The following is a 14,137-nucleotide window of genomic DNA, read 5'->3' as shown; positions in this document are numbered from 1 at the left end:
CTTAGGTTCGGCGCGAGCGTAAGCAGTGCCTGTGACTGTGCTGGTACGTAGAACTGGGATATGACGATCCTCGACGACCCCCGCACCACCGCCTGGGCCGACCTGCTGGCCGATATCGGCGCAGGCGCAAAAGACCGTGACCTGGAAGACGTGAATCCCTTTGACCAGGTGGTCGCACTGAAGCGAGCCGGATTCGGCACCCTGCGGCTGCCTGCCGAACTAGGCGGATCCGGACTCACTGTGCCGCAACTATTTTCCGCCGTGATCGACGTGGCACGCGCCGATCCGGTGGTGGCCCACATCTTCCGCACCCACTTCTGGTTCGTCGAGGAGCGGCTGCGCACCCTGGACCAGCCGGGTTCGCGGGCCTGGCTGGACAAGGTCGCCGAAGGCAAGATATTCGGCAACGCTTTCAGCGAGAAAGGCTCCAACGCGGTCGGCAGCCTGGTGTTCAACACACGCTTGACCCCCGCCCGCGACGGCGGATTCACCTTGACCGGCGAGAAGTTCTACAGCACCGGAACCCTGTTCTCGGACTACCTGACCGTGACAGCGACCACCGATCACGACTCGGTGGCGATCGTCATCGTCCCGGCCAATCGAGCGGGTGTGGAGATCGTCGACGACTGGGACGGTTTCGGGCAGCGCCGCACCGGCACCGGCACCACGCGATTCCAGACCGTGACGGTGCTACCCGAAGAGGTGCTCTCGGACACGCCGTATGGCGCCGAGCCCGTGCCATCGGTGCAGTACACCCTGCTTCAGCTGTACATCCACGCGGTCGTGGCCGGAATCTTGGAGAACATCGTCGATGACGGGATTGCGCTGCTGCGGTCCCGCGAGCGCAGTTTCAGCCATGCCTCCGCGGCGTCGCCGACCGATGACCCGCTGTTGCAGCGCCAGCTCGGCGAACTGTCCAGCTCCGCCTACATTGCCCGGGCCGCGGTGCTCGATGCGGCGGCGGCGATCGGCGCGGCCATCGACTCGACCGGCCCGGACGGCGTGCCCGACGCAGAACTGGTCGTCGAGGCCCAACTGCAGGCAGCCAAGGTGAAGGTGCACCTGGATGACATCGCGCCGCGCGCCGCCACCAAGCTGCTGGAGCTCGGCGGAGCCAGCGCGGCCAGCCGGCAACGCAACCTCGACCGGCACTGGCGCAACATCCGCACCATCACGTTGCACAACCCCGTCGGCTACAAGGCGCGCGTTGTCGGACAGAACCTGCTGCACGGCACCGCGATTCCGGCGAACGCCTACTTCTGACCGGTGATGAGGTCGGCGGCCTTCTCACCGATCAGCACGCTCGGCGCGTGAGTGTGGCCTCGGATGATCGTCGGCATCACCGAGGCGTCGGCGACCCGCAGCCCCTCGACACCGCGTACGCGGAGCTGCGGGTCGACCACGCTGGCCTCGTCGCTGCCCATCCGGCACGTGGTGGTCGGGTGATACAGCGTGTGCGACGTGGTGGTCAGTGCCAGCTCCAGCGTCCTGTCGTCGAGAGCGCGCGCGCCTACCGGCCGGGCGATGTCGCCCAGCAGTCGCTGTAGCGCGGGCGCCTGCGCGATGTCCGCCAGCATCCGAAAGCCCGCCAGCATCGCCTTGCGGTCGGCGCCCTCGGGATCGGACAGGTAGCGCGGGTCGATGATCGGCTTGGCCAACGGATCGGACGACGCGAGGCGGATGGTGCCGGTGCTCTTGGGCTTCACCAGGATGGGACCCATCGCCACCGCGTCGCGCGGGTACGGCTCGCCGAGGCCCTCGTCGTAGAACGGCGCCGGGGCGAAGATCAGCTCGATGTCGGGCTCGGCGAGATCCGGATCGCTGCGGACAAAGCCATACGCCTCACCGACATTCGAGGTCAGCATGCCGCGGCGGCGGGTCAGGTAGTTGAGCAGTTGCACCGGCTTTTCCGCGCCGGTCAGCGTCTGGCAGTTGGCATCGAAGCCGAGCAGTGCAACGAGATGGTCCAACAGGTTCGAGCCGACGCCGGGTGCGTCGTGGACGATGTCGATGCCGTGCTCGGCCAGGTGCTCGCGCGGACCGATCCCGGACAGCATCAGCAGCTGCGGGCTGTTGATGGCACCGCCGCACAGGATCACCTCGCGGCGCGCCCGGACGGTCTGGCGACGGCCCTCCGCCTCGTACTCGACGCCGACGGCCCGGCCGTCCTCGAACAGCACCCGGGTTGCGGTGGCGCCCGTGCGCAGATGCAGGTTGGACCGCTTCAGGGCCGGACGCAGGTAGGCGTCAGCAGTGCTCCACCGGGCGCCTCGGCGCTGGCAGACCCGGGTCTCGACGAATCCCTCGTGGCCGGCCTGCTTGGCGGCCTCCAGCCACGCGGCGGTGATGCTGCGCGGGCTGCGCTGCGGGCTGAGCACCAGCGGCCCGGCCTCGATCCGGTCGAAGTACTTCTCGACGGCCGCGTAGGACCACTCCTCGCCGGCGAGCTCACCCCACTCGTCGTAATCGGCGGGCATGCCGCGGACCCACATCATGGCGTTCATCGACGACGAACCGCCAAGGGTCTTGCCGCGCGGCCAGTAGATGCGGCGGTCGGCGAGCTCCGGTTGCGGTTCGGTCGAGTAATCCCAATCGAATTCGCCGCGGAACAGCTTCGCGAAAGCCGCCGGGATGTGGATGAACTGGTTCTTGTCGGGGGCCCCGGCCTCCAGGACCACCACCTGCGAGGCGCCGTCGGCGCTCAGACGATCAGCCAGCACCGCACCGGCAGAACCGGTTCCCACGACGACGAAATCAGCGATCACCGCCGAAGTCTGTCACGAACCGACCGGGTCTCGGGGGTTAAGCGGTGAGCTCGATTCGCGTCGCGTCGCCGACGCTTGCATAACGCTCAGGGCTGCAGGTCAACACGATCACCTGGCCGTCGCCGCCGACCGCGTCGAACACCTCGCCCATCCGGGCCAATCGGCCGGCATCGGTGAAACCCAGTGCGTCGTCGATGATCACCGGGACGGTGTCCTCCTTGGCCACCAACGCCGCTCCGGCCAGCCGGGCCACGATCCCCAGCTGTTCCTTGGCTCCACCGGACAGGCTTTCGTACGGCACGGTGGTGCCCGCGACGGTGCGACTGCAAATCCGCAGGTCACTGTCGACCTCGACGGCGAAGCTGTCCCCGAACACGATGCGCCCCAACCGTTCCACCTCGGTGCGGAACGGTGCCACGTACCGCTGGCGGGCCTGCTCGCGGTGCCGGCCCATCACCGTGCGCAGCAGTTCAGCCGCTCGGGCGCGCCGGCCCACCGCGGCATGCTCGGACTCCGCGTGCCGCAGTGCGACCTCGGCGACATCCAGCTGGCTCTGCCGGCCCTGAGTCCCGTACACCTTCAATTGCGCTGCCACATCACGCAACTGGTCATCGAGTTCGCGGCGCCGGGCACCGATGCGGGTCGAATCCGCGGTGGCCGCAGCCAGTTCCGCGTCGACGACGTCGGGGGTGGTGGCAGCCAGCGCCGCCGCGAGTTCCTGCTCGCGTGCGGTGGCGGCGGCAGCCTGCTCCCCCAGCGTGGCGACGCGCTGGGTCAACGCGGCGTCGTCTTCGAGTTCGCTCTGCCGGGTCAGTCGCGCGGTCGCCTCGGTGAGCGCCGTCGTCGCCGCCGTCACCTTCTCGCGCGCGACCGTGGCCGCAGTCAGCGCGGCAGCCACCGCGGCCGCCGCAGCGGTGGCCGTGTCGCGGCACTGCTCGTAATCGGTTGCCGCACGCCGCTGTTCGGCGTCGGCGGCCTCCAGCTCGGCCCGGGCAGCGCCGACATCGATGGGCTCGGTGTCGCCGAGCTGCTCCCGCAGCCCCGCCAGCCGAGCCGCCAGCGCCTCGACCGTATCGGCGCCGAGCAGGGTCTGCCGGGTGACGGTCAGCCGATCACGCTCGGCTTCGAGTTCGCGTCGCCGGGTGTCCAGCGCACGCGCGGCCTCCACGTCGGCTACCCCGTGCGGCTGGAGTGCGGCCGCCAGCGCATCACGTGCGGCGCCGAGAACTGCGCTGGTGTCCGCGGCCGGGGTGCCGGGCAGCACCCGCACCGTCAGCAGACCGGGGAGCTCGACATCGGTCCGGCTGCCCGCGCTGGTGGCCCACTCCGACCCGGCGGACAGCGTCACGTCCTGATCGCCGACCCGCAGCTCAACGTCGCCCTGCGCGACCAATTCGATTCGCGCCGAGGCGAGTTCCGCCGCGGCGGCGGCGCGGTCCACTGCTGCGGCGGCGGTCTCGATGGCGCGCATGGCGGCGCCGGTCAGCGTGATCTTGGCCAGCTGCTCGGCGACCACCGCCAGTTCGGCCGCCGCAGTCTGCACCCGCTCCAGCTGTCCGGCCAACCGGGCGGCTTCGGCACGCTGCGAGAGCTGGTCCACCACCTGCCGCGCCGCGTCCACCCGTGCGCGGCCGGCGTCCACCACAGAACGTGCCACGGCCACGGCGTTGTCGGCGGCCTGCTGGAGCTGCACCGCAGCAGCCTGCTGCTGTCCGGCCTGCTCGGCCGCGGCGGTCAGCTCACCGATGCCGGCGGTCCGCTGTGCGACGTCGGCGTGCAGCCGCTGCCGCTCGTCCAGTGCGCTGCGCGCTGCCGTCGCCGAGGCCACCGCAGCCTGCGTCTGTACCCGTGCCTGCGTCAGGTCGTCGCGGATTCGCGCCACCGCTCCGGCCGCCTCACGGGCCGCGGCCAGGCGCACCTCAGCCGCTGTCAATTGCTCAGCGGCCGTGGCCAATTCCGCGGTCAGCTCGCCGTGCCGCCGGACCGCGTCGTCGACCTCGGCCACCGCAGCGGTACGCATGGTCACCTCGGCCTGCGCGGCCTTCAGACCTTTGACGGCCTCGGCCCAGACGCCGGTGGCGCGACCGGTTTGGGTGAAGTACTTCAAGAATTCGGCGTCGATCCTGTCGACCAGTAGCGGCTCATTGCCCGACAGCGCCCCCTCGAGCGCACCGGCCTGACCCGCCGCGACATCGAGTGCGCGGGCCAGCGCGTCGCATCCGGCCAGATCGACCGGCACCATGGCGGCCGACTGCAGGATGCGTTGGGCCCGCCAGAGTTCGGTGTCAACGGTCTCGTCGAGCATGGCCCGCACCCGGTCATGCGCCTCGTCGCCGGTGAGCTGCTCGCGGCGCGGCGCGAGGATGGTCAGCCGGGTCTCGGCCTTCTTGTGGAAGCGCTTGTAGTACTCGAACCGGTAAGGGCCGGTGGAGATTTCAGCCGTCACCTCGGCACCCACATCGGCGTGGGTGGGCTTGACCTGCTTGACCTCTTTCTTGGTCGAGCGATCCTTGGCATCCAACAGCAGATCGAGCGCCTCGATCATGGAGGACTTGCCGATCTCGTTGGCGCCCGCCACCACCACCACGCCGCGATCGGGAAAGTCGATCTCGCGGTGGGTGATTCCGCGGTAATTGGTCAGGACCAGGCGGTGCAGCTTCACGCCGCTGTCCCCCGATCGACCAGTCGCAGCAGCAGCGCGAGAGCCGCGCGGGCGTCGTCGGCGCCGTCGCCAGACGCACTTGCGGTGCCGACCAGTTCGTCGACCGCCGCCGCGGCGAATCCGCCGATGCCCAGGTCCGAGAATTCGCCGTCCGCCGGGACCACGACGAGATCGGTGTGCCGCTCCCACATGGTCAGCGCGGCGAACAGGCGCGCGTAGCGATCCAGGCACGCGTCGAGCTTGGCCTTATGGGTGATGGTCAGTGATCCGGTCAGCCCCAGCTGAACCACGGTGCGTTCCTTGTTCGGCAGCCCATCGAGGTTCAGATCCAGATCGGCGATGTCGCGGTCGGTGTCAACACAACGGTGCAGCGTGACGAACCGCCACTGGCCCACCCGTCGGGCGTCGACCTTCACCGTCTGATCCGCTTCATCGACGTCGACCACCAGGACGTGACCCGAATCCGCTTCGATGTCATCGTAATTCGTGACTTCCGGTGCGCCGGAGTACCAAACTCGGCCGGTGCTGCCCACTTCAGTGCGGGAGTGCTTGTCCCCCAGCGCCACATAGTGCACAGCGCCGCGTTGCACCGCAGCTTCCACTGCGTCCAGCCGGATCAGCGACGGTTTGGTGGGATCAGGGTCCAGCACGTCAACCCCGCCGTGGCCCACCACAATTCGGGTGACGCCGTCGGCCGGAAGATCGGCCACCGCGTCGCCCGTCAGGTCCGTGGTGGGCGCCTTGGAGCGCCACGGCGCACCGATGATCTGCACACCGGGGCGCAGCTCGTGCACGCCGTCGAGCACTGTGACGTTCGGTGGGCATTCGGCCAGGAACAACGTGCTGGTGTACACCGACGCCGGATCCAGCGGATCGTGGTTGCCGGGCAACAGGAATACCGGGATCTTGATGGCCCGCATCGCCTCCAGCGACAGGCTGACCTCGCGCGGGTCGAGCTGGTTGTGCTCGAAGACGTCCCCCGCCACGACAACGAACTCCGCGCCGACCTCGGTGCACAGCGCACCGAGGCGCGCCACCGCGTCACGGCGTGCGGCCGAGTAACGCGGCTGGGCCTCGCTGTTGAGGAACCGCCGGGTCATGCCGAGCTGCCAGTCGGCGGTGTGCACGAAACGCATCTCGGCGTCCCCTTTCTTGCGCTGTTCGAAATCTCCTGCGGCGAGTGTAAATCCGGGCACCGACAACTCTGGGGATCTACGGTGGGCGGGTGGCCACCCGAACCCTGATCCTGCTGCGGCACGCGAAATCCGATTACCCCGACGGGGTCGCCGACCATGAGCGGCCCCTGGCCAAGCGCGGCATTCGCGAAGCCGCGCTGGCCGGTGACTGGATTCGGGAACACCTGCCGTCCGTCGACGCCGTCCTGTGCTCGACGGCCACCCGAACCCGCCAGACCCTGGCCCGCACCGGCATCACCGCGCCCGTGACGTACGTCGAACGCCTCTACGACGCCACGGCAGGCATCGCCATCGACGTCATCAACGGCGCGCCGGAGGCGGCGAACACCGTGCTGGTGATCGGCCACGAACCGGTCATGTCATCGCTGGCGCTGAGTTTGGCGTCGCCCGACACCAGCGATCGCGATGCCGCCGGCCAGATCGCGATGAAGTACCCGACGTCAGCGATCGCGGTCCTGCACACCGACCGGCCGTGGTCGCAGCTGGAACTGCGCAGCGCCACGCTGGCGCAGTTCCACGTCCCCCGTTAGGAGTTGGTGGCGAGTGTCAGCTCCATCAGCTTGGTGGCCATGCCGCAGGTGTCCGCGCCCGGCCCCTGCGGGTTGACCCACCAGCCCACGACACCGGCGGCGTCGCTGGCCACACCGCACGAACCGTTGGGGTCGTTCGGGTGCATGATGATCGACTTCACGCCGGCGATCGACTTGTTCTCGTACTTGTAGTTCAGGTGCTGGGCGACCTTGGTTTCCTCGTCGAGGCTGCCCTGCTCGTACCAGAACCGGGTGATGTCGATGAGGCCCGCCGTCTGGTTCAGCGCCTGCCACCGGCACACCGCGCCGACGAAGGTGCTCTGGATGTCCAGCGGGTCCGCGCCGACCGTCTTGGCCAGCACGTCATTGGTCAGCACGTCGCATTCTTTGAGCAGGTTGGGGTACGAATCCGCCGAGTGCTCGCTACCGCCGCCTGCGCCTTCCTTCAGCGCGGTGCCCTCGACCGACCGCGCGCAGCCCACCAGCGCCAACGCCGACATCACGACGACCGCTCCAGCCAGTTTCCGCTGTGTCATTTCGCGTTCGCAATCGATTGCCGGGCCAGTTCCTTCGCGATATCGCACGGGTCGGGGAACGGCTTCTGGGAGAAGCTGATGGACCATTCGATGAAGTCGTCATCGAACTGGATGCCGACCTCGCACAGGCTCTTGCCGATCATCGGGTCCTCCCCGAGTGCGACGAAACCTGAGTGGCCTTGGATGTTGATGTCGTTGACGTCCGCACGCGTCCGTTCCTCGGTCTTGCGCTCGCGGCCGATTGGGCTGCCCCGGTACCAGGTGAACGAGAAGTGCGGACCAAGGATGCCGCCGTTGACCAGCCACTGGCACCCGACGGAGTTCTTCGCGGTGTTGACGAGGCCGGCGACCTGGGTCAGCTGGCCGACGGTCTGATCACTGACGCCGCCGCACACCGGGAACATCGGGCCGTGCTTGGCCGGACCGGATGCGGACGGGCCCGACTGGCCGCCCGCGACAGCGCCGCCGCCGTTGCCATCGTCCGAGCAGGCGGACATCGCCGGAATCATCGCCGCGGCAAGCACGGTCGCGGCGGCGGTCTTCACCTGTCTGCGGGTCACGCCATGCACTGTAGCGGCAGGTTCTGAGGTCAACCACCGACATGCCGACTGACCTGGTCTTTCTGCAAGCATTCTCGGGTGTGCCACAGTAACCGCATGCTCTGGGCACTGCTGCGGCAGTACACGAGGCCGTATCGGCGGCAGCTGACGGTGGTGGCGACGCTGCAACTGATCAGCACGCTGGCTTCGCTGTATCTGCCGACGCTGAACGCCCGGATCATCGACCACGGCGTCGCACGCGGCGACACGGCCGTCATCGGGCGGCTCGGCGCGATCATGCTCGGCGTCAGCGCGCTGCAGGTGCTGTGCGCGATCGGCGCGGTCTATTTCGGCTCCCGCGCCGGCATGGGTTTCGGTCGCGACCTGCGCTGGACGGTGTTCCGCCAGGTGCTCGGTTGGTCCAATGCCGAAGCCGTGCGGTTCGGGGCGCCCACGCTGATGACCCGCACCACCAACGACGTCCAGCAGATCCAGGTCCTGGTGCAGATGACCTGCACCATGCTGATCACCGCGCCGATCATGAGCATCGGCGGCATCGCGATGGCCGTGCACCAGAACGCCGGCCTGTCCTGGCTGCTGCTGGTCAGCGTGCCGGTGATGGCGGTGTGCAACTACCTCATCATCTCGCGGCTGCTGCCGCTGTTCCGCCGCATGCAACGGTTGATCGACGGCATCAACCGGGTGCTGCGCGAACAGCTCACCGGTATCCGTGTGGTTCGGGCCTTCTTGCGGGAAGACGCCGAACGCGACCGGTTCGCCGACGCGAATAACGCGCTGACCGACACCACCATGACGGTCGGCCGCTGGCAGGCCCTGATGCTGCCCGCGACCACCCTCGTGGTGAATCTGTCCAGCGTCGCGGTGATCTGGTTCGGCGGTATCCGCATCGACCATGGCCAGATGGAAGTCGGCTCGCTGATCGCGTTCCTGTCCTACTTCATGCAAATCCTGATGGCCGTGTTGATGGTGACCATCGTGCTGGTGATCCTGCCGCGCGCGTCGGTGTGCGCCGAGCGGATCACCGATGTGCTCGCCACCGAGCCGACGATCGTGTCGCCCGATACGCCTGTCGTGCCGGAGGTTCGGCGCGGGGAAATCAGGGTGGAGGCCGCCACCTTCGGGTACCCCGGGGCCGACGATCCTGTGCTGCACGGGGTTTCGCTGACTGCCCGGCCGGGCGCGGTGACGGCCATCGTCGGGTCCACCGGCTCGGGCAAGTCGACGCTGATGGCACTGCTGTGCCGGATGTACGACGTCACCTCAGGTTCCGTGTCCGTCGACGGCGTCGACGTGCGGGACTACGACCCGGAACAGTTGTGGTCGATGATCGGCGTGGTACCGCAGCGCGGGCACATGTTCTCCGGCACCGTCGCGGACAACCTGCGGTTCGGCAAGGCCGACGCCACCGAGGACGAGATGTGGGCCGCGCTGGGTGTCGCGTCGGCTGACTTCGTGGCGGATCATCCCGAGGGACTCAGCATGCCCGTCGCCCAGGGCGGCACGAATTTCTCCGGTGGACAGCGCCAGCGCCTGGCCATCGCCCGAGCGGTGATCCGGCGGCCGGCGGTGTATCTGTTCGACGACGCGTTCTCCGCGTTGGACGTCCACACCGACGCCCGGGTGCGGGCCGCGCTGTCCGCGGTGGCTGCCGAAGCCACGGTGGTCATTGTTGCCCAACGCCTTTCGACGGTCGCTGCCGCCGATCAGATCGTCGTGCTGGACAACGGCCAGGTGGTGGGTGCCGGCACGCATTCCGAGCTGATCGGGTCCTGCCCGGTGTACCGCGAGTTCGCCGATTCACAGGCGATCGTGGCCGGAGGCGTGGCGTGACCCGGCCGCCGTCAGCCGCGATGCTGGCGTCCGGTTCGCGGTCCGAGGACTTCCGCGGCACGGCAGTGCGACTGGTGAAGCAGCTGGCGCCGCAACGTGGCCGGGTTGCCGTGGTGATGCTGTTGGGGATCGCGGGGATCGCCGTCGGCGTGATCGGGCCGCGCATTCTGGGCCATGCCACCGACCTGTTGTTCAACGGCGTGCTCGGGCGCGGCTTGCCGGCCGGGATGAGCCGTGAGCAGGCGGTGGCAGCGGCCCGGGCCCGCGGCGACAACACTTTTGCCGATCTGCTTGCCGGTTCCAATGTCGTTCCGGGGCAGGGCGTCGACTTCAGTGCCATCGGTCATGTGCTGACTCTTGCGCTGCTGTTGTATCTGGTTTCGGCGGTGATGGTGTGGGTCGAGGCACGACTCCTCAACACCATCGTGCAGCGCACCATGTTCGCGCTGCGCGCCCGCGTCGAGGACAAGATTCACCGACTGCCGTTGTCCTACTTCGATTCCCGTCCGCGTGGCGAGATTCTCAGCCGCGTCACCAACGACATCGACAACGTCCAGACGTCGCTGACCATCACCGTCAGTCAGCTGCTGACCTCGGCGCTCACGGTGGTGGCGGTACTGGCAGCGATGATCTGGATTTCGCCGCTGCTGGCGTTGATCACGGTGCTGACGGTGCCGTTCACCTTGCTGGCGACGCGGATCGTCACCAAACGGTCGCGGCAACATTTCATGGCGCAGTGGCGCAACATGGGCCGGCTCAACGCCCACATCGAAGAGACCTACAGCGGCTTCACCGTGGTCAAGACCTTCGGGCACCGGGCATTGGCCGAGGAGAAGTTCCGCGAACTGAATGACGATCTGTACCAGTCGAGTTTCGGTGCGCAGTCACTGTCCGGGCTGGTCTCCCCGATCACGACGTTCATCGGCAACATCAGTTACGTCGGGGTCGCCGTGGTCGGCGGCATCCAGGTGGCGACCGGGCAGATCAGCCTCGGCAGCATCCAGGCTTTCATCCAGTACGTGCGGCAGTTCAATCAGCCGCTGACCCAGATCGCGTCGATGTACAACACCATGCAGTCCGGGATGGCCAGCGCGGAGCGGGTTTTCGAGTTCCTGGATGCGGAGGAAGAGACCACGGGGGCGGCGGGGGCGGCTCCAGGTCCGGGTGCGGCCGGGGGTCCGGGTGCGGGCCGGGTGTCGGACGCACCGGACCGGGTGGAGTTCGAGCGCGTCAACTTCTCCTACCGCCCTGGCACTCCCGTCATCGAGGACTTGTCACTCGTCGTCGAACCGGGCACCACGGTGGCCATCGTCGGGCCGACCGGCGCCGGCAAGACCACGCTGGTGAATCTGCTGATGCGGTTCTATGAGCCCGATTCCGGTCGAATTCTGGTGGGCGGCCGCGATATCGCGACGATGAGCCGCGCGGAGCTGCGGTCGCGAATCGGCATGGTGCTGCAGGACACCTGGCTGATCGGCGGCACCATCTACGAGAACATCGCCTACGGACGTCCGGACGCCACCGAGGCCGAGGTCATCGACGCCGCCCGCACCGCTCGCGTCGACCATTTCGTCCACACGCTGCCTAACGGCTATCAGACGCGGCTCAACGAGAACGGCGTGAACATCAGCGCCGGCGAGAAGCAGCTGATCACCATCGCCCGCGCGCTGCTGCGGCAGCCTCAGCTGCTGATCCTCGACGAGGCCACCAGTTCCGTCGACAGCCGCACTGAGCTGCTGATCGCCCAGGCCACCGCAGAGCTGCGCCGCAACCGGACGAGTTTCATTATCGCGCACCGGCTTTCCACGATTCGCGATGCTGACGTGATCCTCGTGGTCCAGGCCGGGCGGATCGTCGAACGCGGATCGCACGCCGAGTTGCTCCAGCAGCGTGGGGCCTACTGGCGGATGACGCAGGCCTGAGTCTTGACCCCATTCCCTACACGATGTAGCTTTTTCCTACGCGGTGTAAGAATTTTACTACGCGGTGTAAAAAATGGGGGAGATATGGCCATCAGTGACTGGTTAGCATTGCCCGAAACCGAACCTGGGGAGGACTACGGCTTCTTCGGTCCCGATTCGGTGACGTGGAAGGTGTGGAGTTATCCGACATCTCTGTCGATCGGGTTTCAGCGTGCCGTCGTAATCGAAGAGCTCGATCCGGCTCTCATCGCCGCGGTCGACAAGACCCATGAGATCTACTCGCGGCCGCGGACGCGGTACGACCGGACGCTGCACTACTTTGCGATGGTGGCGTTCGACGACAGTCGCTCGACCACAAAGGCCGCCGATGTCTTGGTCAAGGTCCACTCCAAGGCCATCGGTACAGATCAGGTCACCGGAAAGGCATACGACGCCAACGATCCCGATTCACAATTGTGGATCCATTTGACGGCGTGGCATTCAATCCTCGTGGCCTACGAGAAGTACGGTCCCGGCCCGCTGCCGCCCGAAGAGGAGCTGCAGTACTGGCGGGAATGCGCGGTCGCCGCCGAACTGCAGACCTGCGATCCGTCCGATGTACCCCTGACTCGTGAGGGCATCCGGGAGTACTTCGAGAAGATGCGGCCCCAACTGATCGGCTCAGACATCGCCCGGCAGGCAATGAACCATCTGCTGGGCGCCGAGGTGATGCTGCCGAAGATGCCGTTGCTACTGCGCCCCGGCACGGCCGTGATCACCGCGTTCCTGCGCCGCGGCACGTTGGCGACGATGCCGCGCTGGATGCGAGAGATGTCCGGGCTCAGCACATCCCGGGTTCTCGACGCGCTGGTCGTTCCGCCGCTCAGTGCTGCATTCACGGTGATCGCGACGAGCAAACGGCTCCAGCTGACCCTGCTGCGACTACTGTCACCGGCGACCCTGCCGCTCGGCGCACGGGTTCTGTTGTCGGTTCCGCCGCGGAATCCGGTGACGACGACGCCGCGCGAAGCCCAGCGCAGCTTCGGCTACGACACGCCGAGCCAAGCGCACTTCTCACTTCGCGAACGCCAGCGGGTTCGGGTGTTCGGTGACGGACTCTCACCGAGCGACGAGGGCATCATCGAGTCGCAGCCTATTCTCGGCGGGATCGGTTGACCGGTGATCAAAAACCTTCTCAATTACCGGTTGAGCATCCGGCAACTCGTCTACCTCGCGCTTGTGCTTGGCGTCCCATACTTTGCCATCGGCACGGCATGGGCTGCCGCACACATCGATCACATCGTTCCGCTAGAGGGACTGGACAAGGCGTTTTCGCTGTTGGGCGAGATCGTCGCGTGGCCGGTGCTGATCATCGCGAATGTCTACCTGACATGAGTGAAGCGAAGTGAACGAAGCCACAATCGCCACCCGGGCCCGGGCCGAACATCTGGGTCCGGACCGACGCCGGCCGCAAGTGCTTGACACCGCGTTGGAGATCGCAGCGCAACAGGGACTGGCCGATGTGACGATGGGAGCCATCGCACGGCGTCTGGGCGTCACCAGGCCGGTGGTCTACGCCTGCTATCCCGGTCGCGGCGAAGTCCTTGCAGCGCTGCTGGATCGGGAAAACGAAGTAGTGCTGGCAAGCCTGCTGGAACTGTTACCCCCGCAGCGCACCGGCTCGATCGAGCAACTGTTCGTCGACGGGTTCCGTGCGCTGTGCAGTACCGTGCGCGAGCGTCCCGCCTCATGGCGCATCATGTTCGCCGCGGATCCCGACCCGGTGCTGACTGCGGCGATCATCGGCGGCCGTGAACGCATCCGTGGCCAGTTGGCCACGGCGATGCGCCCGCTGGCGGAGCGGTGGCAGGTCGCTGATGTCGATGTCGCGCTGCCGATGTTGGTCGAGGTGTTTCTGGCGATCTGCGAGGTGGCTATCCGGAAGATGCTCGACACCGACGATCACGATGACCCTGAGTTGGTGGCCGAAACCTTGGGCAAGGCGGCGTATCGCGCGATGCGCGCAAAACCCTAGTGCGACAACACTACCCGGCAGACCCCAGTCCGGAGGGCGTACACCCCCGGACCCCGTCGCGCCGCCAGCGTCAGCCACGGCGCCCCTCAACTTGACCAGGAATGTGGCGCGTCGACTGAGAA

General features: G+C 67.3%; 12 protein-coding genes. 7 read left to right on the top strand and 5 right to left on the bottom strand.

The window, feature by feature from the left end:
• Positions 1 to 60 precede the first annotated feature (60 nt).
• Entirely contained in the window at positions 61 to 1,263 is a 1,203-nt protein-coding gene (locus AC1U2B_RS10935) for an acyl-CoA dehydrogenase family protein (RefSeq protein ID WP_480216812.1), read from the top strand.
• Here the strand turns inward: AC1U2B_RS10935 and AC1U2B_RS10930 are convergent.
• From AC1U2B_RS10930 to AC1U2B_RS10920, 3 genes are read right to left on the bottom strand one after another with little or no spacing between them, the layout of a single operon-like run.
• Positions 1,254 to 2,765, bottom strand: a complete 1,512-nt coding sequence (locus AC1U2B_RS10930; RefSeq protein WP_480216811.1) for a GMC family oxidoreductase — start codon at positions 2,763 to 2,765, stop codon at positions 1,254 to 1,256. The genes AC1U2B_RS10935 and AC1U2B_RS10930 overlap by 10 nt on opposite strands.
• 37 nt (positions 2,766 to 2,802) lie before the next feature.
• Positions 2,803 to 5,427, bottom strand: a complete 2,625-nt coding sequence (locus tag AC1U2B_RS10925; RefSeq protein ID WP_480216810.1) for an AAA family ATPase — start codon at positions 5,425 to 5,427, stop codon at positions 2,803 to 2,805.
• Positions 5,424 to 6,563: a metallophosphoesterase family protein gene (locus AC1U2B_RS10920; RefSeq protein WP_480216866.1), complete on the bottom strand. Its 1,140-nt coding sequence runs from the start codon at positions 6,561 to 6,563 to the stop codon at positions 5,424 to 5,426. The genes AC1U2B_RS10925 and AC1U2B_RS10920 overlap by 4 nt, the downstream gene beginning before the upstream one ends.
• Before the next feature lie 89 nt (positions 6,564 to 6,652).
• Here AC1U2B_RS10920 and AC1U2B_RS10915 point away from each other — a divergent pair, with 89 nt between their 5' ends.
• Positions 6,653 to 7,153 carry a SixA phosphatase family protein gene (locus AC1U2B_RS10915; RefSeq protein WP_480216809.1) on the top strand — a complete coding sequence of 167 codons (501 nt, stop codon included), beginning with the start codon at positions 6,653 to 6,655 and terminating at the stop codon, positions 7,151 to 7,153.
• On the opposite strand, the gene AC1U2B_RS10910 is transcribed toward AC1U2B_RS10915, so the two are convergent.
• The gene (locus tag AC1U2B_RS10910; RefSeq protein WP_043396906.1) at positions 7,150 to 7,689 is read right to left on the bottom strand and encodes a DUF3558 domain-containing protein; all 540 of its coding nucleotides are present in this window, start codon (positions 7,687 to 7,689) and stop codon (positions 7,150 to 7,152) included. The genes AC1U2B_RS10915 and AC1U2B_RS10910 overlap by 4 nt on opposite strands.
• Entirely contained in the window at positions 7,686 to 8,198 is a 513-nt protein-coding gene (locus tag AC1U2B_RS10905) for a DUF3558 domain-containing protein (RefSeq protein WP_043397147.1), read from the bottom strand. Before AC1U2B_RS10905 ends, AC1U2B_RS10910 begins: the two co-directional genes overlap by 4 nt.
• A 147-nt stretch (positions 8,199 to 8,345) precedes the next feature.
• Here AC1U2B_RS10905 and AC1U2B_RS10900 point away from each other — a divergent pair, with 147 nt between their 5' ends.
• The 5 genes from AC1U2B_RS10900 to AC1U2B_RS10880 all read left to right on the top strand — a co-directional run bounded on the left by AC1U2B_RS10900 (position 8,346) and on the right by AC1U2B_RS10880 (position 14,015).
• Positions 8,346 to 10,079 (top strand): ABC transporter ATP-binding protein, encoded by a 1,734-nt coding sequence (locus AC1U2B_RS10900; RefSeq protein WP_480216808.1) that lies wholly within the window; start codon positions 8,346 to 8,348, stop codon positions 10,077 to 10,079.
• Positions 10,080 to 10,099: 20 nt separating this feature from the next.
• Positions 10,100 to 12,001, top strand: a complete 1,902-nt coding sequence (locus AC1U2B_RS10895; protein ID WP_480216865.1) for an ABC transporter ATP-binding protein — start codon at positions 10,100 to 10,102, stop codon at positions 11,999 to 12,001.
• Between the two features lie 84 nt (positions 12,002 to 12,085).
• Positions 12,086 to 13,156, top strand: coding sequence for an oxygenase MpaB family protein (locus AC1U2B_RS10890; protein ID WP_480216807.1), 1,071 nt, complete (start codon positions 12,086 to 12,088; stop codon positions 13,154 to 13,156).
• Between the two features lie 3 nt (positions 13,157 to 13,159).
• Positions 13,160 to 13,375, top strand: coding sequence for a hypothetical protein (locus AC1U2B_RS10885; protein WP_480216806.1), 216 nt, complete (start codon positions 13,160 to 13,162; stop codon positions 13,373 to 13,375).
• Between the two features lie 94 nt (positions 13,376 to 13,469).
• Positions 13,470 to 14,015, top strand: coding sequence for a TetR/AcrR family transcriptional regulator (locus tag AC1U2B_RS10880; protein ID WP_480216805.1), 546 nt, complete (start codon positions 13,470 to 13,472; stop codon positions 14,013 to 14,015).
• Positions 14,016 to 14,137 lie beyond the last annotated feature (122 nt).

The organism is Mycolicibacterium sp. P4_G11, from assembly GCF_056555145.1.
Note: the sequence above shows the minus strand (reverse complement) of the source record. Positions and strands in the feature narration are given on the sequence as shown.